Source organism: Pseudomonas sp. NFACC08-1 (assembly GCF_900106735.1).
Classification (GTDB): domain Bacteria; phylum Pseudomonadota; class Gammaproteobacteria; order Pseudomonadales; family Pseudomonadaceae; genus Aquipseudomonas; species Aquipseudomonas fluorescens_Q.
This window is the reverse complement of record NZ_FNNL01000003.1, coordinates 111,613-138,418: the sequence shown is the minus strand read 5'-3', so window position 1 is coordinate 138,418 and position 26,806 is coordinate 111,613. Positions and strand designations below refer to the sequence as shown.

At 60.7% G+C, this 26,806-nt stretch carries 29 protein-coding genes; 14 read left to right on the top strand and 15 right to left on the bottom strand.

Features of this window, described 5'->3' with window-relative positions:
• Positions 1-15 precede the first annotated feature (15 nt).
• Positions 16-300, top strand: coding sequence for a helix-turn-helix domain-containing protein (locus BLU76_RS07680; RefSeq protein ID WP_092146511.1), 285 nt, complete (start codon positions 16-18; stop codon positions 298-300).
• 179 nt (positions 301-479) lie between these two features.
• On the opposite strand, the gene BLU76_RS07675 is transcribed toward BLU76_RS07680, so the two are convergent.
• Positions 480-1,016, bottom strand: a complete 537-nt coding sequence (locus BLU76_RS07675) for a dihydrofolate reductase family protein (protein WP_092146513.1) — start codon at positions 1,014-1,016, stop codon at positions 480-482.
• 378 nt (positions 1,017-1,394) lie between these two features.
• On the opposite strand from BLU76_RS07675, the gene BLU76_RS07670 reads away from it, so the two are divergent.
• A complete protein-coding gene (locus BLU76_RS07670; RefSeq protein WP_092146515.1) occupies positions 1,395-1,673 on the top strand; it encodes a DUF3077 domain-containing protein in 279 nt (92 codons plus the stop codon).
• A 266-nt stretch (positions 1,674-1,939) separates the two neighbouring features.
• Positions 1,940-3,547 carry a methyl-accepting chemotaxis protein gene (locus BLU76_RS07665; RefSeq protein ID WP_092146517.1) on the top strand — a complete coding sequence of 536 codons (1,608 nt, stop codon included), beginning with the start codon at positions 1,940-1,942 and terminating at the stop codon, positions 3,545-3,547.
• 54 nt (positions 3,548-3,601) lie between these two features.
• On the opposite strand, the gene BLU76_RS07660 is transcribed toward BLU76_RS07665, so the two are convergent.
• A complete protein-coding gene (locus BLU76_RS07660) occupies positions 3,602-4,279 on the bottom strand; it encodes an RES family NAD+ phosphorylase (protein ID WP_092222263.1) in 678 nt (225 codons plus the stop codon).
• A complete protein-coding gene (locus BLU76_RS07655; protein WP_003196771.1) occupies positions 4,279-4,689 on the bottom strand; it encodes an MbcA/ParS/Xre antitoxin family protein in 411 nt (136 codons plus the stop codon). The genes BLU76_RS07660 and BLU76_RS07655 overlap by 1 nt, the downstream gene beginning before the upstream one ends.
• A gap of 345 nt (positions 4,690-5,034) precedes the next feature.
• Here BLU76_RS07655 and BLU76_RS07650 point away from each other — a divergent pair, with 345 nt between their 5' ends.
• Entirely contained in the window at positions 5,035-5,961 is a 927-nt protein-coding gene (locus BLU76_RS07650; protein ID WP_092146519.1) for a LysR family transcriptional regulator, read from the top strand.
• Here the strand turns inward: BLU76_RS07650 and BLU76_RS07645 are convergent.
• From BLU76_RS07645 to BLU76_RS07630, 4 genes are read right to left on the bottom strand one after another with little or no spacing between them, the layout of a single operon-like run.
• Positions 5,878-6,195, bottom strand: coding sequence for an AzlD domain-containing protein (locus tag BLU76_RS07645; RefSeq protein WP_063323390.1), 318 nt, complete (start codon positions 6,193-6,195; stop codon positions 5,878-5,880). The two genes, BLU76_RS07650 and BLU76_RS07645, sit on opposite strands and share 84 nt — an antisense overlap.
• Positions 6,174-6,887, bottom strand: coding sequence for an AzlC family ABC transporter permease (locus BLU76_RS07640; protein ID WP_003196767.1), 714 nt, complete (start codon positions 6,885-6,887; stop codon positions 6,174-6,176). The genes BLU76_RS07645 and BLU76_RS07640 overlap by 22 nt, the downstream gene beginning before the upstream one ends.
• Positions 6,884-7,321, bottom strand: a complete 438-nt coding sequence (locus tag BLU76_RS07635; protein WP_170845933.1) for a GNAT family N-acetyltransferase — start codon at positions 7,319-7,321, stop codon at positions 6,884-6,886. Before BLU76_RS07635 ends, BLU76_RS07640 begins: the two co-directional genes overlap by 4 nt.
• 13 nt (positions 7,322-7,334) lie before the next feature.
• Positions 7,335-8,081, bottom strand: coding sequence for a 2OG-Fe dioxygenase family protein (locus BLU76_RS07630; protein ID WP_003196764.1), 747 nt, complete (start codon positions 8,079-8,081; stop codon positions 7,335-7,337).
• Positions 8,082-8,140: 59 nt separating this feature from the next.
• Between BLU76_RS07630 and BLU76_RS31825 the strand changes: the two genes are divergently transcribed.
• Positions 8,141-8,275, top strand: a complete 135-nt coding sequence (locus BLU76_RS31825; protein WP_256572660.1) for a hypothetical protein — start codon at positions 8,141-8,143, stop codon at positions 8,273-8,275.
• Between the two features lie 159 nt (positions 8,276-8,434).
• On the opposite strand, the gene BLU76_RS07625 is transcribed toward BLU76_RS31825, so the two are convergent.
• The 5 genes from BLU76_RS07625 to BLU76_RS07605 all read right to left on the bottom strand — a co-directional run bounded on the left by BLU76_RS07625 (position 8,435) and on the right by BLU76_RS07605 (position 15,598).
• Positions 8,435-9,721 carry an OprD family porin gene (locus tag BLU76_RS07625; RefSeq protein WP_072342793.1) on the bottom strand — a complete coding sequence of 429 codons (1,287 nt, stop codon included), beginning with the start codon at positions 9,719-9,721 and terminating at the stop codon, positions 8,435-8,437.
• Positions 9,722-9,923: 202 nt separating this feature from the next.
• Positions 9,924-10,643 carry a DsbA family protein gene (locus BLU76_RS07620; protein ID WP_256572659.1) on the bottom strand — a complete coding sequence of 240 codons (720 nt, stop codon included), beginning with the start codon at positions 10,641-10,643 and terminating at the stop codon, positions 9,924-9,926.
• A gap of 239 nt (positions 10,644-10,882) precedes the next feature.
• Positions 10,883-11,083: a hypothetical protein gene (locus BLU76_RS07615; RefSeq protein ID WP_053177657.1), complete on the bottom strand. Its 201-nt coding sequence runs from the start codon at positions 11,081-11,083 to the stop codon at positions 10,883-10,885.
• A gap of 242 nt (positions 11,084-11,325) precedes the next feature.
• Positions 11,326-12,432, bottom strand: a complete 1,107-nt coding sequence (aguA, locus tag BLU76_RS07610; RefSeq protein WP_063323393.1) for an agmatine deiminase — start codon at positions 12,430-12,432, stop codon at positions 11,326-11,328.
• Positions 12,433-12,685: 253 nt separating this feature from the next.
• A complete protein-coding gene (locus BLU76_RS07605) occupies positions 12,686-15,598 on the bottom strand; it encodes an aminotransferase (RefSeq protein ID WP_092222261.1) in 2,913 nt (970 codons plus the stop codon).
• Positions 15,599-15,809: 211 nt separating this feature from the next.
• Here BLU76_RS07605 and rfbB point away from each other — a divergent pair, with 211 nt between their 5' ends.
• From rfbB to BLU76_RS07570, 7 genes are all read left to right on the top strand, one after another.
• Positions 15,810-16,892, top strand: coding sequence for a dTDP-glucose 4,6-dehydratase (gene rfbB, locus BLU76_RS07600; protein ID WP_092222259.1), 1,083 nt, complete (start codon positions 15,810-15,812; stop codon positions 16,890-16,892).
• A complete protein-coding gene (rfbA, locus tag BLU76_RS07595; protein ID WP_092146528.1) occupies positions 16,889-17,764 on the top strand; it encodes a glucose-1-phosphate thymidylyltransferase RfbA in 876 nt (291 codons plus the stop codon). Before rfbB ends, rfbA begins: the two co-directional genes overlap by 4 nt.
• On the top strand, positions 17,761-18,306 hold the full coding sequence (gene rfbC / locus BLU76_RS07590) for a dTDP-4-dehydrorhamnose 3,5-epimerase (protein WP_092222257.1): 546 nt from the start codon (positions 17,761-17,763) through the stop codon (positions 18,304-18,306). Before rfbA ends, rfbC begins: the two co-directional genes overlap by 4 nt.
• Positions 18,303-19,184 (top strand): dTDP-4-dehydrorhamnose reductase, encoded by an 882-nt coding sequence (rfbD, locus tag BLU76_RS07585; protein WP_092222255.1) that lies wholly within the window; start codon positions 18,303-18,305, stop codon positions 19,182-19,184. Before rfbC ends, rfbD begins: the two co-directional genes overlap by 4 nt.
• Before the next feature lie 71 nt (positions 19,185-19,255).
• Complete coding sequence (locus tag BLU76_RS07580; protein WP_092152562.1) at positions 19,256-21,064, top strand: sensor histidine kinase; 1,809 nt, start codon at positions 19,256-19,258, stop codon at positions 21,062-21,064.
• Positions 21,061-22,452, top strand: a complete 1,392-nt coding sequence (locus BLU76_RS07575; RefSeq protein ID WP_092146535.1) for a sigma-54-dependent transcriptional regulator — start codon at positions 21,061-21,063, stop codon at positions 22,450-22,452. Before BLU76_RS07580 ends, BLU76_RS07575 begins: the two co-directional genes overlap by 4 nt.
• Before the next feature lie 37 nt (positions 22,453-22,489).
• Complete coding sequence (locus BLU76_RS07570) at positions 22,490-22,945, top strand: YiiD C-terminal domain-containing protein (protein WP_092222253.1); 456 nt, start codon at positions 22,490-22,492, stop codon at positions 22,943-22,945.
• 125 nt (positions 22,946-23,070) lie between these two features.
• Here the strand turns inward: BLU76_RS07570 and cysQ are convergent, their stop codons facing one another.
• Together cysQ and nudE are read right to left on the bottom strand one after the other, a co-directional pair.
• Entirely contained in the window at positions 23,071-23,898 is an 828-nt protein-coding gene (gene cysQ, locus BLU76_RS07565; protein ID WP_092146539.1) for a 3'(2'),5'-bisphosphate nucleotidase CysQ, read from the bottom strand.
• The gene (gene nudE, locus BLU76_RS07560; RefSeq protein WP_003196729.1) at positions 23,895-24,461 is read right to left on the bottom strand and encodes an ADP compounds hydrolase NudE; all 567 of its coding nucleotides are present in this window, start codon (positions 24,459-24,461) and stop codon (positions 23,895-23,897) included. Before nudE ends, cysQ begins: the two co-directional genes overlap by 4 nt.
• A gap of 88 nt (positions 24,462-24,549) precedes the next feature.
• Between nudE and yrfG the strand changes: the two genes are divergently transcribed.
• Positions 24,550-25,212 (top strand): GMP/IMP nucleotidase, encoded by a 663-nt coding sequence (gene yrfG, locus BLU76_RS07555; protein ID WP_092222251.1) that lies wholly within the window; start codon positions 24,550-24,552, stop codon positions 25,210-25,212.
• A gap of 116 nt (positions 25,213-25,328) precedes the next feature.
• Here the strand turns inward: yrfG and lysM are convergent, their stop codons facing one another.
• Positions 25,329-25,769 carry a peptidoglycan-binding protein LysM gene (lysM, locus tag BLU76_RS07550; protein WP_092222249.1) on the bottom strand — a complete coding sequence of 147 codons (441 nt, stop codon included), beginning with the start codon at positions 25,767-25,769 and terminating at the stop codon, positions 25,329-25,331.
• Between the two features lie 133 nt (positions 25,770-25,902).
• Here lysM and BLU76_RS07545 point away from each other — a divergent pair, with 133 nt between their 5' ends.
• Positions 25,903-26,790, top strand: coding sequence for a LysR family transcriptional regulator (locus BLU76_RS07545; RefSeq protein WP_092222247.1), 888 nt, complete (start codon positions 25,903-25,905; stop codon positions 26,788-26,790).
• Positions 26,791-26,806 lie beyond the last annotated feature (16 nt).

Sequence of the window (26,806 nt, the reverse complement as noted above, 5' to 3'; positions counted from 1 at the left end):
GTGAGGAATACCGATATGGCAAACGAACGCGCGACCAGTGTTTGGGAAGCGTTGGTTGACACGCCAGAAGAAGCCGAGAACCTTAGAGTCCGCTCCCAAGTTATGCGAGCTATCGCCTTGGTCGTAAAGGCATGGGACGTCTCGCAAGCCGAAGCGGCTCGCCGGCTGCATGTTACGCAGCCACGGCTCAACGATCTGCTGAAGGGGAAGGTTGATAAGTTTTCCCTGGATGCGCTGGTGAATCTGTTAGCCGGTGCAGATTTGAAAATAGAAATCAGCGTTACCGCCAAAGCCGCCTGAACCGGGGGCGCTGTGTCTAGTCCTGAAACAGGTGCAAACCTATTTCAGGACTAGACAAATCACTGTAATGACATTGGTCTTTACAGTGAGCTAAACACCTCATTGGAGCAAGCCTGGAAAACGGCTTGGTTCCGTCAGAGGTCATTCTCAGAGCGAAAAGCAGATCCCATGTGAGCGGCTCATGAGCCCAACCGATACGTGGACTGCACCAACCCCGAGGGAAAGCAGCGACTAGACACCAATTTCAATTCAACGTCCTGCTGAATGGCACCGAACAGCGACCTGCCCGCCCCGATCAGCACAGGAACAGTGGTAATCACCATGTCGGCGACTAATCCATCGCGCAGGAATGACTGCACGACCTGCCCTCCGTCGACATAGACACGATGCAAACCCTGGCTCGTCAGTTCCTCCATCACGTCCTTGGGTGAGAGGTTGGAGAAACGTACCTTGCCCTTCAGCGCCTCAGGCACCGGCGAATCCGCCAGCCGTTCCGACAACACCACCACGGGTCGTTCATAGAACCAAGTATCAAAGGTCAGTACCTTCTCGTAGCTTCCTCGCCCCATCACAATCACGTCTTTATCGGCGATGAAGTCTGAGTAGCCATGGTCCTCGGTTGGATCGTCGCGCTGCAAAAGCCAGTCGATGTCACCATCGGGCCTGGCGATGAAACCATCTAGGCTGGTGGCTATGAAAACATGGGCAGTGGCCATCAGGGTCTCCTTGAGAGGTATGTCGATGCATGACCGGAAGCACGAAATTATTGCTCACCCATAAAAATACCTAAACCGCCTCCGCCAGCATCGCGCCACGATTGCAGCCTTCTCACCCGCCCGCTACTCTCCATCTGTCGCTGCAAATTCAGCGACCGGGCGTAGGAAACCCGAAGTAAATCAAGGCGCATCAGCTGCGCCTCGCTTACTATTGCAGGCGCTTTTTCTGTGTCTGCGATATGCGTTATGGCGGCTGTGCGCGGGACACCTTCGGGTGTGCCGGGTGCCTTGATTCCCGGTTTTCCTACCCCGTGCATGGCCGCCACCCCATCCCGTAGGAAAGGACGGTTGCGGCTCTCACAGTCAAGGAGCCAGACAATGCCAAACCCGCAAGACCTCAAAACCCCAGGCCTAACCCCCTTCTGCTACCACTCCGACCGCCCTTTATTCCGCGTCAACAGCGGCATACCCATCGGCGAAGCCCTGTCCCACGCTTCCGATCTGCTCCACGTCGCCAAGGTCCTGGCCGAGGACGCGGCGATGATTCGCGGTACGGATCGGTATGCCTGGGCTTCGTGTTATTTGCAGGATATGAGCAAGGCCGTCATCGATGACGTGGTGAAGGTGCTTGAGGCGCCGGGGAGTAAGTCGGCTTAAGAGTTGCAAACCCAATGCTGCTCACGAGCGGGGCAGCCTTGGATTTTATCTGCCGGAGCAGATTAAAGAAGGGCTGCTTCACGCCCATCATCGGGGATAAATCCCTCGCCACAGGTTCACTCTGTCCCAGGCCCAAACAGTTGGCGCTGTATTCATCTAATCATTTCCCCCGCCGATAGCCTCAGATAAGAGCCTGGGCTCCCCCAAGGCTCTGCTGGCGCTCGACTACACTTCCCAGAATTCCCCCGCTCCAGGAGCAGTAAGCGATGAAGATCCGCACCAAAGTCATAGGCTCGGGGTTGGTCAGTCTTTCTTTTGCGCTATTGCTCGGCGGTATAGGGCTGTGGGGTTATCACTCCATGACCGAGGCCCTGGTGCAGAACGAGACCAGTATTTCGGCCATGCGCAAGCACATGGAGGCGGACATGATGCACGACGCCATTCGTGCCGATGTGTTGGCCGCATTGCTGGTGGCACCGGGGGACACTCAGGCGGCCAAGGAGGTGACGGAGGCATTCGATGAGCATACGCAGCGGATGCGCAAGGTTATCGCCGAAAACGCCGAGGCCAAGTTACCGGGGGATGTCGCCAAGGCGATTGGCGAGCTTAAACCACAGGTCGAAACCTATATCGACAAAGCCAAGCAAATAATCGGCAAGGCACTGAGCGGTGCCCAGGATGGCCAGGCGTTGCGGGCGGAGTTCGACGGGGCGTTTTCGGCGTTGGAGGAGCGCAACGAGGCAGTGAGTGAGCTGATCGAGAACCAGGCGCAATCCTCGCGTGAGCATCAGGACCACAGCATTCACACCTCGGAGCGCTGGCTGATCGCGACACTACTGGCCACTTGCGTGGCGCTGGCGCTGTTGTCGTGGAGCCTGCTCAAGGCTGTGCTGACGCCACTGAACAAGATCATCCTCAATGCCCAGGCGATGTCCCAAGGGGATTTGCAGCGCTCGATGGGGGCTCAGAGCAAGGATGAGTTGGGTCAGTTGCAAGGTGTGATCGAGCAGATGCAGACCAATCTGCGACAGATGATCGCCACGATCCGCGGCCAGAGCGATGAGTTGCACGGCACGTCCCGGCATCTGGGCGATACGGCGCGACAGATTGTGTCCAGCGCCGATCAGCAGGCCCAGAGCGCAACCAGCATGGCGGCGAGCATGGAGCAGATGATGGCGAATATCAGCCAGATCCATCAGCACGCCGACAGCGCCCGGACGATTTCCGCGCAGTCCGAGCATTTGGCGAGCAGCGGTGGCCAGGTGATTCTCGGGGTGGTGGAAGGCATGAACCGGATCGCCGAGGTGGTCAACCAGTCCTCCAGCAAGATCACGGCGCTGGACGCATCATCCGAGGACATTCATTCCATCATCCAAGTGATCAAGAGCATCGCCGAACAGACCAACTTGCTGGCGCTCAACGCCGCCATCGAAGCCGCCCGCGCCGGTGAGGCGGGGCGTGGTTTTGCGGTGGTGGCCGATGAGGTGCGCAACCTGGCGGCGCGCACCACCCAGTCCACCCAGGAAATCACCGCGATGATCGAGCGCATCCAGTCCAGCGCCCGGGACGCGGTGGCGAACATGCAGGCGTGTGTCAGCCGTGTGGACGAAGGCGTCAACCTGGCCCAGCAGGCCGGGGTGTCCATCAGCGAAATCCGCACCGGTGCCCGGCATGCGGCCGAAGTGGTGGAGGAAATTTCCCAGACCATTGCCGAGCAATCCAAGGCCAGTGATGAGATGGCCCAGCGGGTGGAGTCGATTGCCGAGCAGTCCCGTGAGAACACACGCTCGATTCACAACCTGACGCAAACGGCGGATCAATTGAACAATGCGGCGGGGTCGATGCAGGCTTCGGTGCAGCAGTTCAAGGTTTGATCGGATACCCGTGGCGAGGGAGCTTGCTCCCGCTGGGCTGCCTAGCAGCCCTTTTCAAACCTCGCTCACCTCGAACACAAACGAAATCTCCCGCTTCTGGGCGCTCCAGACGTACCGAATATGCTTGCCCTGCACCGGAATCGAAACTGCCGGAGGGCGAAACGCGGCCACGCATTCGTGGCCGGGCAGCCGGACGCTGTTGTACAGCAGCCCCCACGACAAGGTTTCACGCAGTTGTCGGGCGAACACTTGGGACGGACCATAGGCGGTAGGGTCGGGGTTGTGGAGGTGGGGGTAGTCGTAGCGGATATCGTGCAGAGGTTTGACCACCTTGTTGATGTAGGTGCGCATGGTCAGCTCCAGGTCTGGCTCGTTGGTCGCGCCAAGGAATCGCGCCTGGTGGTAGCAGGTCTCGGCAATGGCCGCTTCCTGGCTGCTGGCGGCGTAGTAGACGCCGAAGGTGCCGTCGCTGAAGCGGCTGCTTTTGCCGATGTGGGTAAACGCCGCCATCACCGGCGAGGAGCCGGGCCCGGAAATGCGGTCCTCTGGGCGGACCCGGGACAGCACGCCGGCTTGCTCCATCAGCCGATCGTTGGTCAACGCTTCCAGGGCGTAGGCCGTGGGCAGGTCCTCAGGGTCGAGTACGTCTTCAAACAGCGAAATCGGCGGGAAGCTGCTGTTGACGATCCGATAGGCCCGATTCCATTGCGGGTCCGCCAGTGGTGGCATCATCAACCGCGCACTCCGTCGAGGTATCGCCGCACATCGGCGATGTCTACCACGCGGCCGGTCAGCATGTAGGACAGTGCCGACTGGCCGTTGAACGGTGCCGCGGTGTTCGGGCTGCTGACCCATTGATAAGCACGGTCCCGGCTGTTGCTGAAGATAATGCTCAGTGCCTTGTGGATACCCATGAGGTAGGAAATGCGCTCGAGCGTATCGCGAGGCAGCTTCACGTTTTCCGGCAATTGTTTGTATTTGTAGAAGGTCGTGTTTCCCACCTTGCCCAGCAATGTGCGCTGCTGCTCGACGCTGCAGCCCCAGAGCGCCATGAGGTTGAAGAAAAACTTCAACGCGACTCGACCCGCATCCGGGGAATCCAATTGTTGCTGCGCATTGAGAGTGATGGAGGAAGTCGCCATGGTTTGGGCTCCTTTATCGCGGGGTGGTGCTTAGAGGATAGTACAGATGTGGATTATTTTTTAGTTTTTATTCGCAAACGGATTCTATCGATGTTCTATTCGAACAATTCGGCATGGCTTTGCAGGTCAACAAACGTAACCAGCTTCCCACTAACGGGTCTTGGCCAGCATCTGTTAGGCAAAATCCCCAAATTCCGCATAAGCTCCAACCATCGCCTGCCGGCGCTTTTCGGCACAAAATCGCGACAACCGTGGCAAGGTGCATGATGATAGCCGGCATGCACTGCCTGGCCCGGACCAGGCGCACAACAATAGCGAGCCCACTTAAGCAGAGGGCATTACCTCATGGATAGCAGAACCCTACGCAACCTCATGCGTATCGTGCAGACCGGCTCGTTGTCGGCAGCGGCCGAGCATTCGTGCCTCACGGTGCAGGCGTTGGCGGCGCAGTTGAACAAGGTCGAGGAACAGTTCGGTTTCCGGTTGTTCCGGCGCTCGAACAAGGGCCTGACGTTGACGAGCCAAGGCTCGGAACTGACCCCCTTCATGGATCAGGTGCTGATTGCCACCCGGCAGTTGGAGGAGAAAGTCGCGGCGCTCAAGACCCCGCGACAGCGCATCCTCAGAATGGCGCTCAATACCACCCTGCCGGCGGAGTTCAACCGGCGAATGATCGACCGGTTGATCGCTGTGTTCCCCCAGTATCAGCTGGAATTCAGCTACGCCGAGTCGATGGAGAACCTGAGCAAACTCAGGAATGAAGATTTTGACCTGGCGGTCCTGATCGGCCAGCAACAGGGCGGTTTTACCAGCATCACCATGCCGGATGTGCAGGTGCGGGTGGTCGGCGCCCATTGTGGCGATGCAGACGATTCCCTTGGCCTGCTCGGTGACAAGTTTCAGGTGCGTCCGGCAGAAGAATGCCCGTATTCCCACAGCTTCCTGCGCTTTCTCGACGCCGGCCTGGGTGAATACGGGTCGAGCCAGCGCATGGTGTATTCCTGCAGTGAAACGCTGACGCTGTCATTGATCACTCAGCTCGATGGCTTGGGGCTGGTGTCCCGAGAAGCCGCGCTGCGCAACGGCCTGGCGATTTTCCCGGATTTCGAGGATTTCCTTGAAGTCCGCCTGGCGGTGAACAATCCGGAGTTGTCCGGCCAGGCACTGCACGATGTGGTGGACCTGACGCTACAGGAACGAACCGAGCGCGATGTACGCCGCCGTGCCCACCGCCACACTGAGAAACAGGTTGCGGCTGAAATACGCACATAACAGCGTCGGAATCGCGGCATAAAACTCAGGGCGGTCGAGTTGTATCTGCTGATCCTTGATCAACAAGGGAGTCAGACTGATGGCAGCGACGATCGCCACTGGCAGATATTCCAGGGCGCGGGCAATAAAGGGCGGCCAGTGTTCGGTATTGATCTGCAACGGCAGGGCGCGCGGCAGGAAGGTCACGGCCATCATCAGGACCACGACCAGGATCAGGAACGTTTGGTCAGGCATACGCCTACTCCGCAGCCAACGAACGTGGCAATGAAGACATTGAATGGCGAGCTGCCCAGCAGGCTCAGCCCGCCCATGCAGACGACAGCCGCCAGGGCTGCGATCAGTTTGTTGCGGGTGTTGCACAACGAAACCAGCACATAGAGCATCATCGCTGTCAGGGCATAGTCGAGCTGGTATTTGATGAGGTGCGCCGCGTATTGCGCACATACGGCGCCCAGCAAGCCACCCAGTACCCAGGATGTGTGGCAGAACAGGTTGAAGCCGACCAGGTAGCGCACACTCACCGGCGCCCCGCTGCCGAGCTTGACGCTGTGGAACGCGAACGACTCGTCCGTCAGCCCCGCCGCGTAGCACCAGCGCTCGAAACGGCTGAGCCCCAGCGCACGCAGAGCCTTGGCCATGTAGACCGACATCAGCATGTGGCGGGCATTGATCAGGAACGTGGTGAGCACGATGGTGGTCAGCGACGCGCCGCTGGAAATCAACGCCAGCGCCGCGAATTGCGAAGCGCCCGCGTAGACGAACAGGCACATCGCCACCGGCAACCACAGGGGCAACCCGGCGTTGACCGCCATCAGACCGAACACAAACGAAACCGTGAAATAACCCGCTACCACCGGACTGGCTTCAGCAAAGGTACGCGAGGCTTGTGGTTCGACCGCCAGCGGCTGGCTGGAAGTCTTGTTCATAAATCCCTCTCGAAGGTGATTTCGCCCCGGGGCTCACAAAAGCCCTGGGCCGCCCAGAAGCGCTTGCCGGCCAGATTAGCATCGTCGACAAAAAGGAACATGCGCAGCACGCCGACCCGTTTCATGTCAGCCGACGCGGCTTCAACCAGGCGCTGGCCCAGGCCTTTGGCGCGATGCTGCATGCTGACCGCCAGGTGATTGATCGTGCCACGGGTACCGAGCATACCGCCGATCACGGCACCCACCACGTCACCGCTCGCATCGATAGCCAGGTAAGCGGTGGTGGTTTCCTGCAACAACACACCGCGCAAGAATCGGGCGTCCTGCCATTCGCAGAACGACACTTCGTCGAAACCGCGAAAAAACCGCTCCAGTCGCTCGGCGTCCCGGACCATGGCCCGGCGCAACAGGACCTGCTGCGTCGGGTCGTCCATGGGTTCGAGCCGTTCAGCGAACAATGTCGAAAGCGGTCCCGGGCCGCGAGAAGGAGATGGCCAGGATCTGCCGGTACGCCATGTCATGGCTATGGGTGTTGCGCGCCGGGGTCACGTAATGGCGCATGTCGCGATCCAGGAAGAACGTCGTGTCGAGGATGTCCTCGTAGGTCGTCGCCGCCAGCTGTTCTTCCTGGGCGCTGTACAAACGGCTTTCCGCACCCGCCACATTCTGGCGACCCCAGAAGTGCACGCCGCTGAACGGATAGCCATCACAGTGAATCCCTTCGGGGGTGATTTCCAGTTGTTTGCCCGGCTTGATCTCGATGCGGATCTGATGGATCTGGCACTGCCAGATTTCATCGTGCAGCTCCTGCGGCAGGACGTTCTTGTAGACCTCGAAGTCCGTGTCGATCAGGCTGCGCATCACCGGCGAATTGATCACTTCGTTGGAGAAGTCCTGAAAGTGCCGCTCCAGTCCACCGACATAGCTGTTGTTGGCCTTGGACTGAATGTAGGCCCGGTGTTCGAGCTGCGTGAGCTCGCGGGTCGTAGGGTTGTATTCGAAGTCGCTGTAGCGGCGAAAACGCATGCCTGACTCGGCCTGGCCGTAGTAGCTGTCGGGCTCCATGTTTTCCCAGCTTTTGGTCAGCCGGACAAAATCGCCGAAATGACCGTAGAGGTTGAAGTCTCCACCGCGAACATTGACGTATTTGTCACGTCTTAGCGCTTCGCCCACTTCCCTGTTCAGAACGATCATTTTTCATAGGTCTCCGCTGCATTGAGCGGCCTAATCTAGTAGGTGCAGGATTTACGTCCATGAGAAAGTATTTGAGGCATTTCAAGCGGCGCTTGAAACGCTGGCAAAAATTGCATGAGTACGACTTTTGTTCGGGAAAACAGGCGGTTCCAGCGGTGTTTTTTGCGCTGAAAGCCAAAAAGACCCGAGTTTGAGGTCGCAACGCTATTTATTGCAGGCAGGCGTGATCAATTGTGGCGAGGGAGCTTGCTCCCGCTTGAGTGCGCAGCGCTCACACCAGAAGGGCTGCTGCGCAGCCCAGCGGGAGCAAGCTCCCTCGCCACGGTTTTATAGACTTACAACCTGATCAGGCATCAGAAGACGTTGATCGGGTAATCCACGAACACCCGCAGCTCATTGCCGCTGACGTTGTACTCGCTGGACTTCTGCGACACCCGCAGCACGGAACTGCGCAACCTTACGCTCAAGTCCTTGGCCGGACCGCTCTGGACCACGTACTTGAACTGGTTGAAGATCTCGCGCTCGGTGCCGCCTTCGCTGGTCGAGGTGGTGATGTTATCGCCACGCACATAAGCGACGTTATAGGTCAGGCCCGGTACGCCGAAGGTGGTGAAGTCCAGGCCATAGCCCAACTGCCAGCTGCGCTCGTCTTCAGCGTTGAAGTCGGACCAGTAGGAGTTGGCCAGGTAGATCGTATTGCCGCCATCACCCACCCGATTCTGCTCGCGCTGATAGCCACCGTAGGCATAACCCAGGTTGCTGTCGCCGGTGCTGCGCTGGTGGGCGAGCGTGAAGCTATGCGGCCCTGTGGCGAAGGTGGCAGCCAGGCTCCAGATCTTGTTGTCATCGCCGGTGACGTTGTTTTCACGAACGTAGCTGTTGTCCAGCTTGGTGCGATAACCGTTGAAATCCAGAGTCAGGGACTGATCCTTGGCCAGCGGGAACACATAGTTGGCGTTCACGTATTGCTTCTTCAATACATCTTCGACATCCGAAGCGTAGAGCGAAGCCTTGAACTGCTCGGTGAACTGATAGCTGCCGCCCAAGACGTTGATCGACTTCAGGCCACCGCTGTCGCGGCCTTCAGCACTCTTGCGCGATTCGGCGGTGAAACGGCCGGCATTGAGTTCCAGGCCCTTGATCTCCTTGGAGGTGATCAACGTGCCGGTGTAGCTTTCCGGCAACAGGCGCGAGTTGTCATAGCTGAGCACCGGCAGGGCCGGCATCTGGTCGCCGTAGGCCAGCACGGTGTTGGAGACGCGGAACTTGACCGCTGCCCCGAACTTGGACAGGTCATCGGCCGCGTTGCCGCTGTCGCCTTGCTTGAAGAAGTCGATGCCACCCGCACCGCTGCGGCCTTTACCGCCGTCCAGACGCAGCGCGTACAGGCCGAACGCATCCACACCGACACCCACGGTGCCCTGGGTGAAACCGGACGAGAAGGTACCTATGGCTGCCTGGCCCCACTCGGCCTTATCTTGATTGCCATCTTTGTAGTCGCGATTGATATAAGCGTTGCGCAACAGCACTTTCAAGCTGCTGTCTTCAACGAACCCCTTGGACTCAGCCTGGTCATTGGCCATGGCATGTGTCGTGCTCAAGATCCCCAGTGCGATCAAACTAATGCGCTTGTTCAACATGTTTATTTTCCTTGTGCGGGTTGATACGCACTGTGGCGGGCAACCGAAATGGCGCTTTTTGCGCTCTTTTTCGGACTCTTGCTCCTGGAAATAATGAAAAGGCCCGCCCACGAATGATCGTGTCGGGCCTTTTTATTATTTAAGAGTCATGGCTGTTAGCCACAGGCGTAGGACGAATCCTAGTCGCGCCCTCAACGGTGTGTCAATTTCGTGAAACGTCTGTAATCAGGCAAAAAATGTCTAAGAACTGCTCACCGCGAACAACCATCAGACCGCAGGCCGCTGGTGGCGTGGAGGCCTGAACCGGCGTGGCTTGCGTCAGCCATTGGGCGAATGCCTCGGGCTTGCCGAGCCAGGGGCCGATGTCGATCAGCGTGAACTGGCCGTCCTGCTCCAGGGCCAAGGTCGGGAAACCCTGGCCGCCAACCTGAGCCAGCAAGGTACGACTGGCCTTGATATGCCCCTGCACGTCAACCGCGCGCAACGCCGCCAGGAACGCCTGGGCCGGCAGGCCCATGGATTGAGCGAACTCCAGCAGAACGGTTTCGTCAGCGATGCGCCGACCCTCGACGTAGTGCGCGGTTTGCAGGCGCCCGAGCAATTCCAGGCCGTGGCCGCCGAGCTGTTCGGCAGCGAGGATGGCGGCGGTCGGCGGCGCCGAATCGAACACGGCGCTGTGGTCACGCAGCAAACCTTCAAAGTAGGCCTCGCCAAACGGCTGCCCGGAATATTCGGCGATGCGCCGGTCGTGGGGCATCACGTAATCGCGCAATTGCGGCGAAACCTGCTGGCGATTGGCACCGGTCATCATGCCGCCGCCATGAGCAATCACCGGCAATACACTTCGGGCAGCCTGCACCAGCGGCTTGGCGCCGTAACACCAGCCGCACAGCGGGTCGTAGATATAATGAAGAGTGGCCATGAGGACTCCGCTAACCATGGGGATTGAATGGCAGCAGGGTAGTCTTGAGAGCGCTGCGGAAAAACGCTGAAACGGTTTTCAGTGTGTTTCGTGAATCGGTCGAATATCCCACTGAATTTGAACACCACCCCTGTATGGGAGCTGGCTAGCTCCCATAGGATTTGTGCGAATGTGAAAGCCTGCGGATACAAAAAAAGCGCTGCCATCCCGGCCAGCGCTTTTTATCAATCCGTCGAATTCTATCCTTGCATCACATCCCACAACGCTTCCAGCTCCGCCTCGCTGAACAGGCCAACGGGGTAACGCTCAACGATTACCTGGCGCGGATCAGGTTCTCTGATCTGACGCGTTCCGTTGGATTTCAACCACTGCGCCAAGGCTTGAAGCGACTCACCATTAACGGCCAAGGGATGGCATGTGCGCTCGCTTATCATATTCATTCCAGCGCCCTCTCCTGGTTGATGAGCGGCCAATTTATCCAAGGTTTATGACAAAACAACTCAGTTCTCTCCCCAGAACTGCCGAAGTACAGATACAAGAGCTATGCCAATGTATCCGCCACGCCAATAAACAGGCACAAAAAAACCCGCGCGCCAATCGGGCCGCGGGCTTGCCGGCATGGATCCAAAACCGCCGACCTAGGGCCGGCGCGGTCGATATCACCCAGCTGTTACATCGCCACTCATTTTGCGCGCGGTGCAGGTTGCTGTTGAGTAAGGCAATGAATATTGCCGCCCCCCAGTAACAGTTCGCGCCCTGGCACCATGACCACTTCGTGCTGCGGGAACAGGTTCTGCAGGATGTCCCTGGCCGGTGCGTCCAGCGGATCGTCAAAACTTGGGGCGATGATGCCGCCGTTGACGATCAGGAAGTTCACATAGGAACCGGCTAGCCGCACGGTTGGGTTGCGCTCTTGGGACCCTTGCACCGCGTCGACACCGGCACACTCCTCCTCGGTGGCGTACAACGGCCCCGGAATCGGCATTTTGTGCACTGTGAACGGGCGTCCCTTGGCGTCAGTGCTGTTTTGCAGCACGTTCATCGCCGCGTGACAGCGGGTGTAGTTCGGGTCTTGCGGGTCATCGGTCCAGGCAAGCAGGACTTCACCTGGCCGCACGTAGCAGCAGAAGTTATCCACATGGCCGTCGGTTTCGTCATTGAACAGACCGTCCGGCAGCCAGATGATCTTGTCCACAGCCAACTGCGCGCTGAGCACTGCCTCGATCTCTTCACGGCTCAAGTGTGGGTTGCGATTGCGGTTGAGCAGGCACTCTTCGGTGGTGATCAGGGTGCCTTCACCATCCACATGGATCGAGCCGCCCTCGAGCACAAAACCTTCGGTGCGATAACGCGGGCTGCGCTCGATCTCAAGAATCTTGCCGGCCACTTGCGCATCACGGTTCCACGGTGCGTACAGGCCGCCGTCGAAACCGCCCCAGGCGTTGAAATCCCAATCGACACCGCGCACTTCGCCGTTGTCATTGATGACGAATGTCGGCCCTGTGTCGCGAACCCAGGCGTCGTCGCTGGACATTTCCACCAGGCGGATATTCGGCACATCGAGACGCGCCCGGGCATTTTCGTATTGGGCCGCAGACACCGCCACGGTCACCGGTTCAAAACGGGCGATGGCCTTGGCGACCGCTATGTGGGCGGCCTGGGCGGGCTTGCCGCCCAGGCGCCAGTTGTCCGGGCGCTCGGGCCAGATCATCCAGACCTGGGTCTGGGTCGCCCACTCGGCAGGCATGTGGAAACCATCCGCGCGGGGAGTGCTGTGCAACGTTGTCATGGGTCATCTCCTGGGCGATGGGCAGTGGCAACCTTATAAACGATAAATATCGACTAATAAAGCCAAAAAAACTAACACCCATCAAAAAATAGCGCCAAACATCGACAAAAATCGATTTTATAAATTAATGCAACCCCTGTGGAAGCGAGCGTGCTCGCGCTAACGGTGGGTCAGCCAAATCAATATAGGCTTGGACACCGTCATCGCGAGCACGCTCGCTCCTACAGGGGAACAGCTTGGCGTTCCAGATTAGTTACAACCCCTCGTCCAAGACCTTCACCAACATATCTACGAAGAAATCCACGCTCTGGCGCGTAGTGACCATCGGCGGTTTGATCTTGAGGATGTTCAGGTAATCGCCGGTCGGTTGCATGAAAATCCCCAACGTTCGCAGGCGGCTGCACAGCGCCGTGGTTTCTTCAGTGGCCGGCTCCAACGTGTCGCGGTCGCGGATCAGTTCCACGCCCAGGTAGAAACCGGAGCCATGCACCGCACCGACCAATGGATAGCGATCGATCAAGGCCTCCAGCCGTGCCTTGAAGTGCCCACCCACCACCCGGGCGTTTTCCCAGAGATTTTCTTCTTCCATGACATCCAGTACCGCCATGCCGATCTGGCAACTGACCGGGCTGCCTCCGGCCGACGAAAAGAAATATCCCTCGGCTTCCAGCGCCTCGGCGATCTCCCGGCGGGTAATGACCGCACCCAGTGGCTGGCCGTTGCCCATGCCCTTGGCCATGGTGATGATATCCGGCACCACGCCTTGCTCTTCGAAGCCCCAGAAAAACTCGCCCATGCGCCCATAACCGACCTGGACTTCGTCGGCGATGCAGACCCCACCGCGCTCGCGCACCATCGCGTAGACCTGCTTCAGGTAACCGGGCGGCAGCGCGATCCCACCGGCGTTGCCGTATACCGGTTCGCAAATGAAACCGGCGAGCTGGCGGTTGTTTTCGGCGATTTTCGCCAGGTTGTGTTCAACGCTGCGCACGTAGTCCACCGCAGTGTCGGGGCCACGGAATTCGCCGCGATAGATGTTCGGTGCGGTCACGGGATGCACCCAATCCGGGCGGCTGCTCAAGGCCTGGGGATTATCGGCGATAGACGTCGAGACCGCATCGGCGGCCACCGACCAGCCGTGATAGGCCTCCAATACGCTGAGCATGTCCCGCCCGCCGCTGTAGGCCCAGGCCAGGCGGATCGCCAAGTCGTTGGCCTCGGTGCCGCTGTTGACCAGGAACACCCGGTCCATGTTGGACGGCGCCAACGCCAGCAGGCGTTCGGAAAATTCGGCGATCGCCGCATAGTGGAAACGCGAGTTGGTATTGAGCAGCGACCACTGCCGGGCAGCCACTGCCGCCATGCGTGGATGACCATGGCCCAGCACCGCGACATTGTTGAGCATGTCCAGGTACGAGCGGCCCTGCATGTCGATCAGGTGATTGCGCCAGCCGCGCTCGATGCGCGGCGGATCGACGTAATAGTGCTTCTGCGAACGGGCAAAGCTCGCATCGCGACGGGCCAGCAGCGCCTGGGGATCGATCTCCGGTTCGGCATCGCAAGCCAGTCCCAGCAGCACCGCCGGCGAAGGACATAGCGCCTGCCAGGCCGCTGCCCTGGAGGGCGTGCAGAACAGCGGTGGATTCACCTGGGCGCCACGGCACAACTGGACCCGCAACGGCCCCGTCACTTCACCCAGCACCTGCCCCTTGACCAGTGCCGCGCCGGAATGCAGCGGCGACGTCACGCCCCACAGCCGCACGCTCAACTGCGCACTGTCCAGCTGCAACAGGCCGTCGGCAGCCTTGTGCACGACCCCAGCGAACGGGGATTCGAGCGGCGTCCCCCGAGGAACGCTCAACTCCACGTGCAGTGGATAAGTATCGGGTTCGACGGCGCTGTCTGGCCGAGTGCGGGATAACCGGTATTGCCCATAGCGGCTGGCGGCCAGGCCATGAACGCCCGCGGCCTCGCTCAGCAGGCGCTGGTCGATCCCCGGCTGCTCCCAATTGCCGGCCTCGAAATGCGGGCTCAGTACACCCAGGTCAATCAGCGCGAACTCACGCCCCACCAGGGTCGGCAACAGCGGCGCAAAGCCTTCGCTGGCGATGGGCGGCAGGCTGTGGCCGACGGCGGTGAGAATCGCCGCTTCCATCAATTCGAAGGGCACCGAGTGGGCGACCCGGAAAATCTCCCACTCATGGGCCAGGTTGTCACGGCTGTATTGGTTGTCCGGGTCGATGGAAACCTGCTGTTCACCGCTGAGCACCAGCACCGCGGCGCGCGCCACGATCAATGGCCACAGCGCCAACAGTTCTTCGCGTTGCAAGGGGTTGACCGCCTGGTAGGCCTTGATCGCCGGCAAGATGAAGAATGGATCGCCGTCGGCGTGGTGCAGCAGGGCCGCACACGTTACCGACAGGTCCGTGATGCGCCAGGTGCGGATCAGGTCGCCGAAATCGATGACGCCCTGCAATTGCCATTGGCGCTGGGCATCGCGCTGCCAGACCACGTTGTCATCGGTGATGTCCATGTGGATCGCCTGCACCGGCAGGCTGGCCTTGAGCGACTGCAAGCGCCGCTCGGCCTGTTGCGCGACCTCGGCGATCAGTTGCCGCCGCTGATCGTCGTCGATGACAGGCAACAGATGATCGACCAGGGCCGGAGCGTGGCGCGCGTCCCATTGCAGGGTGCGTTCCAGGCCTGGGTGGTCGAATGTTGCCAAGGCCAGGTCCATTTCCGCGCACAGGCGGCCCAGGCCGGTCACCAACTCAGGCGGCAGGTGTTTGAGCTGCGTGAGGGCCTGGCCGTCGATGTACTCAAGCAGGCGCATATGGATCGCTTGGCCGTCGACGTCCAAAGTCAGCAGGTCCTGGCCGTTGCTGGCGGTAATCACCCGCGGCACCTTCACCGCGCTGTGCCCGGCCAACTGCTTGAGGGCAGCGTGTTGGGCCTGAAGTTCCTGGACAGCGTAGTCGCCGTGGCAAATTTTCAACACAAAGCGCCCACGTTCGCTGTCGACGCGGTAATTGAGGTCCTGATTGCTGCCAAGGGGTCGCAGGTCGCCGCTGAGTCCGTAATTCGAGCGCAGCAGCACCAGCGCTTGCTCGGCGCTGATCTGTGGGCTTGGCAAACTGGCACGGTGAACCAACGTAGCGAGTGGCATACAACGACCCCTGAGGTGGTTTTGTTCGGATGCCTATCACGCCACTGAGCCGGAGGATAAGCAACCCCTCCTGTTCAAAAATATGCACAGCTCTCCTGAGAGGCTATATGGGGAGGGCGTGTCCATGGGATATTCGCTTGCACCGCCCCTCGCCATGCCTACAAGCTATGCTCCTAAAGCTCTGTCGTCTCACGGAAAAAGGCTTACCCGGATGCGCATTCTCGTCACTGGCGGTGCCGGCTTCATCGGCTCGGCTCTCATACGGCACTTGATTCTTGATACCGGACACCAGGTTCTGAACCTCGATAAGCTGACCTATGCCGGCAATCTCGAATCACTGAGCAGCATCGATCACGACAGCCGCTACGAATTCGTCCAGGCCGATATCGTCGACCAACCAACCGTCAGTGCGGTGCTGGCGCGATTCAAACCTGACGCCATCATGCACCTGGCGGCCGAGTCCCATGTAGACCGCTCCATCGATGGCCCGGCGGACTTCATCCAGACCAACATCGTGGGCACCTACAGCCTGCTGGAGGCCACTCGAGCCTACTGGCAGGCCCTGCCCGAGCCGCAGAAGCGTGCGTTTCGCTTCCACCACATTTCCACCGACGAAGTGTATGGCGACCTGCACGGTGTGGATGACCTGTTCACCGAGACCACCGCCTATGCCCCAAGCTCACCGTACTCGGCGAGCAAGGCAGCGTCCGACCACCTGGTCCGTGCCTGGCAACGCACCTACGGCTTGCCCGTGCTGTTGACCAACTGCTCCAATAACTACGGGCCGTTTCACTTCCCCGAGAAGCTCATTCCACTGGTGATTCTCAACGCGCTGGCCGGCAAGCCGTTGCCGGTCTATGGCGACGGCCAGCAAGTGCGCGACTGGCTGTTTGTCGAGGATCATGCCCGTGCACTGCTCAAGGTCGTCACCGAAGGCATGGTCGGCGAGACTTACAACATTGGCGGTCACAACGAGCAGAAAAACATCGACGTGGTGCGCAGCATCTGCGCCTTGCTCGAAGAGTTGGCGCCACGCAAGCCCGAAGGGATCGAGCACTATGCCGACCTGATCAGCTTCGTCCAGGATCGCCCCGGCCACGACCTGCGCTACGCCATCGACGCCAGCAAGATCGAACGGGAACTGGGCTGGACACCACGGGAAACCTTCGAGACCGGGCTGCGCAAGACCGTGCAGTGGTACCTCGAAAACCTGCTGTGGTGCCAACGTGTCCAGGACGGCAGCTATCAAGGCGAGCGCCTGGGTTCGCTCGACAACAAGGATGCAATGGCATGATGAAAGGCATTGTCCTGGCCGGCGGTTCCGGCACACGCTTGCACCCGATTACCCTCGGGGTTTCCAAGCAACTTTTACCGATTTATGACAAGCCGATGATTTATTACCCGATCTCGGTGCTGATGCTCGCCGGCATCAAGGACATCCTGGTGATTTCCACGCCGCAGGATCTGCCGCAGTACCGCAACCTGTTGGGCGATGGCCATCAGTTTGGCGTGCGGTTCAGCTATGCCGAGCAGCCGTCGCCCGATGGCCTGGCCCAAGCGTTCCTGATTGGCGAACAGTTCATTGGCAGCGACTCGGTGTGCCTGATCCTGGGCGACAACATTTTCCACGGCCAGCATTTTGGTGAACAATTGCAGACCGCCGTCAACCGGCAGAGTGGCGCGACCGTGTTCGGCTACTGGGTCAAGGACCCTGAGCGTTTTGGCGTGATCGACTTCGATACAGAAGGACGGGCGATGTCCATCGAAGAAAAACCCACCGCACCCAAATCCAGCTACGCGGTCACCGGCCTGTATTTCTACGATAACGACGTGATCAAGATCGCCAAGGCCATCAAGCCGTCCAAGCGCGGCGAACTGGAAATCACCGACGTCAACAATACCTACCTGCAACGCGGCGACCTGCACGTCGAGCGCTTCGGTCGTGGTTTCGCCTGGCTGGACACCGGCACCCACGACAGCCTGCTGGAAGCCTCGCAATACGTGCAGACCATCGAACATCGCCAAGGCCTGAAAGTGGCGTGCCTGGAAGAAATTGCCTACCAGCAAGGTTGGGTCAGCCGCGAGCACGTTCTGGAGCGCGCCCAGTATTTTGGCAAGACCGGCTACGGCCAGTACTTGTTCAAGATCGCCGGAGAAACACGATGAATGTCATCGCCACCCGTTTGCCAGAAGTCTTGATCATCGAACCGAAAGTCTTTGGCGACGACCGGGGTTTTTTCTACGAAAGCTTCAATGCCCGGGCGTTTGCCGAAGCGACTGGCTGCACCCTGCAGTTCGTCCAGGACAACCATTCACGCTCCACTAAGGGCGTGCTGCGGGGCCTGCACTATCAGATCGAACAAACCCAGGGCAAACTCGTGCGCGTCACGGCGGGGGAAGTGCTGGATGTCGCGGTAGACATCCGCCGCAGCTCGCCGACCTTCGGCCAATGGGCCAGCGTACGCCTGTCGGCGCAGAACCACCTGCAGATGTGGGTCCCGCCAGGTTTTGCCCACGGTTTCGTCGTACTGAGCGAATCAGCGGACTTCCTCTACAAGACCACTGATTACTATGCCCCCTCGGCCGAACGCTGCATTCGCTGGGACGATCCGCAGTTGGCCATCGATTGGGAGTTCGAAGGCACGCCGATCCTCTCGGCCAAGGACCTGAATGGCAAAGCCCTGCACGAGGCCGACCTGTTCCCATGAGTGCCCCCTTGCGTATCCTGATCATCGGCCAGAATGGCCAGGTTTCCCAGGCGCTCCAATCGCGCCTGAGCGGCCTGGGCGAGTTGACCGTACGCGGCAGCGACCAGCTCGACCTGGCACAACCGGATTCCCTGCGTGCCCCCATCGAAGCCCTCAAGCCCGGCCTGATCATCAATGCCGCCGCCCACACGGCCGTCGATCAGGCCGAAAGTGAACCGGAGCGGGCGTTCGCCATCAATGCCACGGCACCGGGCATCCTGGCCCAGGCAGCGGTTGCGCTGGGCGTCCCGCTGATTCATTACTCCACCGACTACGTCTTCGATGGCCTCAAATCCGCCCCCTACACCGAGGACGACACGCCCAACCCGCTGAGTGTCTACGGACGCAGCAAGCTGGCCGGCGAGAATGCCATCCGCCAGGCTGGCGGCCAGCACCTGATTCTGCGCACCAGTTGGGTGTACTCCACCGAGGGCCGCAACTTCCTGTTGACCATGCAGCGCCTGTTGCAGGAAAAACCGCAGCTGCGGGTGGTCGCCGACCAGGTCGGCGCACCGACCTGGGCCGGCACCATTGCCGACAGCACCGCGCAATTGATCGAGCGCTGGCAGGCCGGCCAACCCGGCGCCTGGGGCACCTATCACCTGACAGCCCGGGGCGAGACGTCCTGGTTCGGTTTCGCCCAGGCCATTGGTGAAAACCTGCTTGAGCGACACAAGCCGTGTGCGCAGCTTGAGCCGATTGAATCCAGCGCCTATCCGACTCCAGCCCCGCGGCCATTCAACTCGCGCCTGGATTGCACGCGCCTGCTCAAGGAGTGGGCAGTGAGCCAACCGGACTGGCGAGACGCGTTGCAGCAGTGCCTCGCCGGACAAGCCTAGTACTGCCTTACAAATAGTATTTGCAAGGCAACTAGGCATAATACGCCTGTCACCACAGGCGTCCGAGGCTCATGAATTCCACCCTTCCCCGCAGACCCCGTTGGCGCAGCCTGGCCTTGCTCGCGCTGTGCCTGGCGCCGTTGCTGTGGCCGTTGGAGCACTTGGCCGAACGTTACTACCGTAGCGAACTGGCCGGGCAAAACCGCCAGACCTTGGACCTCTACGTCGCCAACCTGTTGGGCACACTGCACCGTTATGAGGTGCTGCCACAGATTCTCGGCGACCTGCCGGCCTTGCGCGCCGCCTTGTCGGCACCCGACGATGGCGTGACCCAAGGCAATGCCAACCGGCTGCTGAAAAACATCAGCGCCCAGACCGGCGCCGAAGTCATGTACCTGATGGACCCTTCCGGCAAGACCCTGGCCGCGTCGAACTGGGACAAACACGACAGTTTCGTCGGACGCAATTTCGCCTTCCGGCCGTACTTCATCGAAGCCATGGCCGGACGCCTGGGTCGCTTCTTCGGCTTGGGCACCACGTCGGCCAAGCGCGGTTACTTCTTCGCCGCCGCCGTGCACGACCGCGAAAAAGTCATTGGCGTGCTGGTGGTCAAGGTCGACCTCGACCACACCGAAAGCCTGTGGGGCAAAACTCCCGAACAATTACTGGTGACCGACCACAACGGCGTGGTCATCCTCACGTCGCGACAAGAGTGGCGATTTCGCGCGACCCGACCCTTGAATGACGCCGAGCGCGAGGCCATCAGTGCGGTACAACCGTATCCGACCCGCGAGCCCAAACCGCTGAACCTGAACGCCAACGCCTGGCTGACCCAGACCCAGTCCATCGAGGAAACCGGCTGGAGCGTAAGCATCCTCGCCCCGCGCACGCTGATTGATCGTCCGGTGCGCACCGTGGTCGCCATCGGTGGCGCGGCCTTGCTGGTCTTGATGCTGTTGCTCGGGTTGATGATGCAACGCAGGCGCCATTACCTGGATCGAATCGCCTTCGAAGCCAAGGCCCGTCAAGAATTGGAAGGCCGGGTGGCCGAGCGCACCAGCGACCTGGAAGGACTGAACCGACGGTTGAAGCAGGAAGTGCTGGAGCGCGAACAGGCTCAGCAAGAGTTGGTCCGTGCCCAGGATGACCTGGTGCAAGCCGGCAAGCTGTCTGCCCTGGGCACCATGTCGGCGAGCATCAGCCACGAACTCAACCAACCGCTGGCAGCGATTCGCAGCTACGCGGAAAACGCCGAGATTTTGCTCGATCACCAACGCACCGAAGATGCCCGGGGCAACCTCAAGCTGATCAGCGAACTGACCGGGCGCATGGCCTCGATCATCGCCCACCTGCGCGCCTTCGCCCGCCGCGACCGACATGCGCCGGAAAGCGTCGCCCTGCAACCGGCGCTGGACGATGCCTTGGCGCTGCTCGCCAAACGTCGGCGCAGCATGGAAGTGGAACTGATCCGCGACTTGCCGGCCGCCACGCTGTGGGTCGAGGCCGGCGAAACCCGCTTGCGCCAGGTACTCGGCAACCTGCTGGCCAACGCCCTTGATGCGCTCACCGAGAAAGGCCCACCGCGCAAACTCTGGCTCAGTGCCCAGGCCACCGAAACCGGCGTCAACCTGTACATCCGCGATAACGGCCCGGGGTTTTGCATGGAAGCCCTGGGCCGCGCCGGTGAGCCCTTCTACACCACCAAGACGCGCACCCAAGGCCTTGGCCTGGGACTGGCGATCTGCGACACCCTGATGCGCGCCTTCGGCGGTGAACTGTCGTTCGCCAACCACAAGGAAGGCGGCGCCCTGATTACCCTGAAACTGCGCGCCGGAGCCCCCGGGGTGAGCCTGCAACCGTCCGAGGACCGAAGTGTATGACCATCGACAACCGGATTGAGGTGGTGCTGATCGACGACGATCCCCATTTGCGTCAGGCCCTGAGCCAGACCCTCGACCTGGCCGGCCTGAAAATTCTGCCCCTGGCCGAAGCCAAAGGCGTGGCCGGGCAACTGCCCCGTGACTGGCCGGGGGTGGTGGTCAGTGATATTCGCATGCCGGGCATGGACGGCCTCGAACTGCTGGGCGAACTCCACGCCCAGGACTCAGAGCTGCCGGTGCTGCTGATCACCGGCCATGGCGACGTGCCACTGGCGGTGCAGGCAATGCGCGCCGGGGCCTACGACTTCCTGGAAAAACCTTTTGCCAGCGATCATCTGCTCGACAGCGTGCGCCGGGCCCTGGCCTTGCGCCGCCTGGTGCTGGACAACCGCAGCCTGCGCCTGGCCCTGAGCGATCGCCACGAACTCAGCGCCCGCCTGGTCGGCCAATCGACTCCGATGCTGCGCCTGCGCGAGCAGATCGGGGCACTGGCCGCCACCCGCGCCGACGTGCTGATCCTCGGTGAAACCGGTGCCGGCAAGGAAGTGGTCGCTCGGGCGCTGCACGACCTTTCGAGCCGGCGTAACGGGCCGTTCGTGGCCATCAACGCCGGCGCCCTGGCCGAGTCGGTGGTGGAAAGCGAGCTGTTCGGCCACGAACCCGGCGCTTTTACCGGCGCGCAGAAGCGCCGCATCGGCAAGTTCGAATTCGCCAACGGCGGTACGCTGTTCCTGGATGAAATCGAAAGCATGAGCCTGGATGTCCAGGTCAAGCTGCTGCGCCTGCTGCAGGAGCGCGTGGTGGAGCGGCTGGGGGGCAATCACCAGATCCCGCTGGATATCCGCGTAATCGCCGCCACCAAGGAAGACCTGCGCCAGGCCGCCGACCAAGGGCGTTTTCGCGCCGACCTGTATTACCGCCTGAACGTCGCGCCGCTGCGCATACCGCCCTTGCGTGAACGGGGTGAAGATACGCTGATGCTGTTCCAGCATTTCGCCGACGAAGCCAGCGCTCGCCACGGGCTGCCGCCCCATGAATTGCAACCGGCACAACGGGCGCTGCTGCTGCGCCACAGTTGGCCGGGCAATGTGCGGGAATTGCAGAACGCCGCCGAACGCTTTGCCCTGGGACTGGAACTGGCCCTGGATAACAGCGCGCCAGACGGCAACCCCGGCGCACCGGTGGAACTGGTCAGCGGTGGCTTGAGCGAGCAGGTGGAAAATTTCGAGAAAACCCTGATCGCCGCCGAACTGGCACGCCCCCACAGCTCGGTGCGCAGCCTGGCCGAAGCCTTGGGCATTCCACGCAAGACCTTGCACGACAAGTTACGCAAACATGGGCTGCACTTCGGCGACAGCAGCCATGGTTCGGCCGATGAGTCCGATTGAGTTATCGTCATTTCCCGTTCAAGCAAAAGGCCCCGCAATGAACCGCGACAGTCGTTACCTGGAATCGATCCTGCACCACGACATCCCCTTGACCCGGGACATGGGCCTCAAGGTGCTCGATTGGCAGGCCCGGCAACTACGCCTGTCCTTGCCGCTTGCAGCCAACGTCAACCACAAGAGCACCATGTTCGGTGGCAGCCTGTATTGCGGCGCGGTGCTCGGCGGCTGGGGCTGGCTGCACCTGGCCCTGCGCGAGGAAGGCATCGAAGACGGGCATATCGTGATTCAGGAAGGGCAGATCAGTTATCCGCTGCCGGTGACCCGCGATGCGACCGTCGTCTGCGCAGCGCCCGAGGAAAAGGTCTGGAAACGCTTCCTGGTCACCTATCGGCGCTATGGCCGGGCGCGACTGGCCTTGCAGACGCAAGTGCTGAACACCGGAAGTGAGGAAGTGGCAGTGCAGTTCGAGGGGCAGTACGTGTTGCACCGCTAAAGCAACGCAGCCCCCCTGTGGCGGGGAGCTTGCTCCCGCTCGGTTGCGCAGCAACCGCAAAATCTTGGGGCCGCTTCGCAGCCCAGCGGGAGCAAGCTCCCTCGCCACAGGAAAGCAGGTACGGTTCAGGAACGGGCCAACTCCAATAGCTTGCCCCGCCACGCCGCTTTCGCCGGCAACGCCAGGAACGATGTATTCAACAGCGACTCCCGCGGTGGATAACAGAACGGTTCACCGCTCAAGTCCAACACCTCGCCCCCCGCACCTTCCAATACACCCTGGGCGGCAGCGGTGTCCCACTGGGAGGTCGGCGCCAGCCGTGGATAGCAATCCGCCGCGCCTTCGGCCACCAGGCAAAACTTCAACGAACTGCCAATACTGGTCAGTTGCAGCTCACCCAGGCTCCCGCTCAAACCATCCAGCAGGCGTTCCTGTTCCGGGCTGGTGTGCCGACGACTGGCGACCACGGTAAAAGCTTCACCCGGGGCCAGGACGTCACGAACCGCAATAGGCAAAGGCACGCCGCCCTTATCACCACGCCAGGCACCCAGCCCTGCACCGCCGACGTAAAAGCGTCCATTGGTGGGCATCGACACCACACCGAACACCACGCGGCCCTGCTCCACCAACGCGATGTTGACGGTGAACTCCTCGCTGCCGGAAATGAACTCCTTGGTGCCATCCAGCGGGTCTACCAGCCACCAGCGATGCCAGCCGGCGCGCACGTTTTGGGCAATATCGGCGTCTTCTTCGGAGAGGATCGGAATATCCGGGGCCAGCGCCATCAGCCCGGCCACGATCACATCATGAGCGGCCATGTCTGCAGCGGTCACCGGCGACTCGTCGGCCTTGTGGTTGACCTGCACGTTGGCGCGCCAGAACGGCAGGATCGCTTCACCGGCCTGGAGCGCCAGCTCGACTACAGGGGCCATCAACGGATGAGGGAAAGTCATGACAGGAACGCTCCACGCTGGGTCAGCAGGTCACGGGCCAGGTATAGCGCTGCCAAGGCCCGGCCCTCCGTGAACTGCGGGTTCTGTGCCAGGGCCGACAGCTCACGCAGGTTGACCTTGTCCACGCGCATCGGCTCGGGCTCGTCACCCTCCAGCCGTTCTTCATACAGATCGGTCGCCAGCACCACCTGGATCTTCTGGCTCATGTAGCCGGGGGACAGCGACAGTTCGGTCAGGTGTTCCAATTGACGCGCTCCGAAACCGGCCTCTTCCTTGAGTTCCCGTTCGGCCGCCGCCAGCACATCTTCACCTGGCTCGATCAAGCCCTTGGGCAGGGACAGTTCGTAGGCGTCGGTGCCCCCGCAATACTCTTCCACCAACACAGCGTGGTCGGCATCGAGCATCGCCACGATCATCACCGCGCCATAGCCCGCCCCCTTGCTCGCCAGACGTTCATAGGTGCGCTCCACACCGTTGGAAAACCGCAATTTCAGTTCTTCCACGCAAAACAGGCGGCTGGTAGCGACGATCTGGCGATCGAGTATGGTGGGTTTCTGGCGCATAAACGGCTCCCTGGGCGATAGCGGGCTACTATACCCGGCCTATTCTGATTGTTTGTGTCGGATATCCGATTACCGCTGGAGAAGTTTTATGGCTTTGCTGCCCTGGCATGAGATCGATACGGTTCTGCTGGACATGGACGGCACCCTGCTGGACCTGCATTACGACAACCATTTCTGGCTCGAACACCTGCCACAGCGCTACGCCGAACTGCATGGCGTGAGCCGGGCGATGGCCGAGATGGAGCTGCAGCCGCTGTTCGAGCGCAACGCCGGCCAGTTGCAATGGTATTGCCTGGATTTCTGGAGCGCCGAGCTGAAACTGCCGGTACGCGAACTGAAGTTGGAAACCGCGCACCTGATCGCCTTGCGCCCGGACGCCGATACCTTCCTGGCAGCGATCCAGCGGGCCGGCAAGCGCGTGGTGATGATCACCAACGCCCACCGCGATTCATTGTCCCTGAAGCTGGAGCGCATCGAGCTGGCCCCTTACTTCGACCGCCTGATCAGCTCCCACGACTACGGCTTTCCCAAGGAAAACCCGCAATTCTGGGACGCACTGCAAGCCGACTTGAATTTCGACCCGGCCCGCAGCCTGTTCATCGACGACACCCTGCCGGTGTTGCGCAGCGCCCGGGACTTCGGCGTGGCGCACCTGCTGGCCGTGAGCGAGCCGGATAGCCGCAAAGGGCCAAAGGACACGGGGGAGTTCGAAGCGTTGATAGACTACCGGACGCTGATCGAAGGGCTCTGAAAAAAACCTTTGTGGCGAGGGAGCTTGCTCCCGCTGGGCCGCGAAGCGGCCCCTTTTTTTCCAGACAAGTGCTGCGCACTTGAGCGGGAGCAAGCTCCCTCGCCACAGGAAACCGGCTACTCGGGAATACGTAGCACCTGCCCCGGATAGATCTTGTCCGGGTGCGACAGCATCGGCTTGTTGGCCTCGAAGATCTTGTTGTACTTGTTCGCGTCGCCGTACGCGGCCTTGGAGATGGCGCTGAGTGTGTCGCCCTTCTTCACGGTCACGAAACGCGCCGCCTGTGCTACCGGGCCAGTCACCGTAATCTGGTCGTCGACACTGCCGACACCTTCGATATTGCCCACCGCCAACAGGATCTTTTCCTTTTCTTCCTGGCTCGCTACTTCACCGGTGACGATGACTTTGTCGCCGTCGAGGGTCGCCTGAACATTCGGATTACCCAGGCCGACCTTTTCAATATGCGCTTTCAGTTGTTCGCTGGCATTGGCATTGCCGGGGGTCAGCAGGTCGATCAGCTTCTCTCCTGCTTCCTTCACAAAGCTAAAAATACTCATGGCACACGCTCCTTGATTTAAGTGTCCAGACGCAAAGACTAGACCAGGCGAGACGAACCCGGTTCCCAACCGACCAATGACCCCGCCACGCGCAAGCGCTAGAATCCGAACCTTCCTGCGCCCTGGAGCGAAGATGGACATCAAGCAGCTGAAATTTCTCATCGCGCTCGACGAAACCCGCCACTTCGGCCAAGCCGCCGCACGTTGCCACATCACCCAGCCGACCCTGTCGATGCGCCTGCGCAATCTTGAAGAAGAACTTGACCTGCCGCTGGTCAATCGCGGCCAGCGCTTTGAAGGTTTCACCGCGCCGGGGGAACGGGTCCTGGCCTGGGCGCGTACGGTGCTGGCGGCCTATGACGGGCTGCAGGCCGAAGCGGCGGCCTGTCGTGGCAACCTGGTGGGTACGCTGCGCCTGGGCGTGGTGCCGTTGTCGGACTTCGACCCCCTGGCGATGATGCAGCGCTTGCACGCCGAGCACCCCAACCTGCGATTCGAATTGTCGTCCCTGAGCTCCGAACGCATCCTCGAACAGCTGGCGAACAACCGTATCGACCTGGGTATTTCCTACCTGGAACGCCTGGACAACGAGCGCTTCGAAGCCCTGCCTTTCAGCCACACCCGCATGGGCCTGCTCTACGACCAGCGCTATTTCTTTTTCGGCGAACAACCGCTGAGTTGGGAAGCACTGATCGAGCTGCCCCTGGGCATGCTCACCAGCGGCATGCATTTTCGCCAATCCATCGACCACAACTTCCACAGCCGGGGCCTCACACCTCAACCGCTGTTGCAAACCGACGCAGTGCATCAATTGTTACAAGCTGTGCACGGTGGACTGTGTTGCGCGGTGATGCCCTTGGACAGCGGCCTGAATGTGCTGACCGAAGATTTGCGCATCCAGCCCATCGAAAGCGCGCAGACCTTAGTCCCACTGGGCCTGATCATGCGGCGCGGCGCCCCACGTTCGGCCTTGGCAGAGGCCTGTTTTGCCCTTTACCAGAAATCATCGACAACATCTTGATCGACGTCATCTATTG

Bases quoted from the DNA above. Each gene is read 5' to 3' on its own strand.
- BLU76_RS07680 (WP_092146511.1), top strand. From the start codon at position 16: ATGGCAAACGAACGCGCGACCAGTGTTTGGGAAGCGTTGGTTGACACG.
- BLU76_RS07675 (WP_092146513.1), bottom strand. From the start codon at position 1,016: ATGGCCACTGCCCATGTTTTCATAGCCACCAGCCTAGATGGTTTCATC.
- BLU76_RS07670 (WP_092146515.1), top strand. From the start codon at position 1,395: ATGCCAAACCCGCAAGACCTCAAAACCCCAGGCCTAACCCCCTTCTGC.
- BLU76_RS07665 (WP_092146517.1), top strand. From the start codon at position 1,940: ATGAAGATCCGCACCAAAGTCATAGGCTCGGGGTTGGTCAGTCTTTCT.
- BLU76_RS07660 (WP_092222263.1), bottom strand. From the start codon at position 4,279: ATGATGCCACCACTGGCGGACCCGCAATGGAATCGGGCCTATCGGATC.
- BLU76_RS07655 (WP_003196771.1), bottom strand. From the start codon at position 4,689: ATGGCGACTTCCTCCATCACTCTCAATGCGCAGCAACAATTGGATTCC.
- BLU76_RS07650 (WP_092146519.1), top strand. From the start codon at position 5,035: ATGGATAGCAGAACCCTACGCAACCTCATGCGTATCGTGCAGACCGGC.
- BLU76_RS07645 (WP_063323390.1), bottom strand. From the start codon at position 6,195: ATGCCTGACCAAACGTTCCTGATCCTGGTCGTGGTCCTGATGATGGCC.
- BLU76_RS07640 (WP_003196767.1), bottom strand. From the start codon at position 6,887: ATGAACAAGACTTCCAGCCAGCCGCTGGCGGTCGAACCACAAGCCTCG.
- BLU76_RS07635 (WP_170845933.1), bottom strand. From the start codon at position 7,321: ATGGACGACCCGACGCAGCAGGTCCTGTTGCGCCGGGCCATGGTCCGG.
- BLU76_RS07630 (WP_003196764.1), bottom strand. From the start codon at position 8,081: ATGATCGTTCTGAACAGGGAAGTGGGCGAAGCGCTAAGACGTGACAAA.
- BLU76_RS31825 (WP_256572660.1), top strand. From the start codon at position 8,141: ATGAGAAAGTATTTGAGGCATTTCAAGCGGCGCTTGAAACGCTGGCAA.
- BLU76_RS07625 (WP_072342793.1), bottom strand. From the start codon at position 9,721: ATGTTGAACAAGCGCATTAGTTTGATCGCACTGGGGATCTTGAGCACG.
- BLU76_RS07620 (WP_256572659.1), bottom strand. From the start codon at position 10,643: ATGGCCACTCTTCATTATATCTACGACCCGCTGTGCGGCTGGTGTTAC.
- BLU76_RS07615 (WP_053177657.1), bottom strand. From the start codon at position 11,083: ATGAATATGATAAGCGAGCGCACATGCCATCCCTTGGCCGTTAATGGT.
- aguA (WP_063323393.1), bottom strand. From the start codon at position 12,432: ATGACAACGTTGCACAGCACTCCCCGCGCGGATGGTTTCCACATGCCT.
- BLU76_RS07605 (WP_092222261.1), bottom strand. From the start codon at position 15,598: ATGCCACTCGCTACGTTGGTTCACCGTGCCAGTTTGCCAAGCCCACAG.
- rfbB (WP_092222259.1), top strand. From the start codon at position 15,810: ATGCGCATTCTCGTCACTGGCGGTGCCGGCTTCATCGGCTCGGCTCTC.
- rfbA (WP_092146528.1), top strand. From the start codon at position 16,889: ATGATGAAAGGCATTGTCCTGGCCGGCGGTTCCGGCACACGCTTGCAC.
- rfbC (WP_092222257.1), top strand. From the start codon at position 17,761: ATGAATGTCATCGCCACCCGTTTGCCAGAAGTCTTGATCATCGAACCG.
- rfbD (WP_092222255.1), top strand. From the start codon at position 18,303: ATGAGTGCCCCCTTGCGTATCCTGATCATCGGCCAGAATGGCCAGGTT.
- BLU76_RS07580 (WP_092152562.1), top strand. From the start codon at position 19,256: ATGAATTCCACCCTTCCCCGCAGACCCCGTTGGCGCAGCCTGGCCTTG.
- BLU76_RS07575 (WP_092146535.1), top strand. From the start codon at position 21,061: ATGACCATCGACAACCGGATTGAGGTGGTGCTGATCGACGACGATCCC.
- BLU76_RS07570 (WP_092222253.1), top strand. From the start codon at position 22,490: ATGAACCGCGACAGTCGTTACCTGGAATCGATCCTGCACCACGACATC.
- cysQ (WP_092146539.1), bottom strand. From the start codon at position 23,898: ATGACTTTCCCTCATCCGTTGATGGCCCCTGTAGTCGAGCTGGCGCTC.
- nudE (WP_003196729.1), bottom strand. From the start codon at position 24,461: ATGCGCCAGAAACCCACCATACTCGATCGCCAGATCGTCGCTACCAGC.
- yrfG (WP_092222251.1), top strand. From the start codon at position 24,550: ATGGCTTTGCTGCCCTGGCATGAGATCGATACGGTTCTGCTGGACATG.
- lysM (WP_092222249.1), bottom strand. From the start codon at position 25,769: ATGAGTATTTTTAGCTTTGTGAAGGAAGCAGGAGAGAAGCTGATCGAC.
- BLU76_RS07545 (WP_092222247.1), top strand. From the start codon at position 25,903: ATGGACATCAAGCAGCTGAAATTTCTCATCGCGCTCGACGAAACCCGC.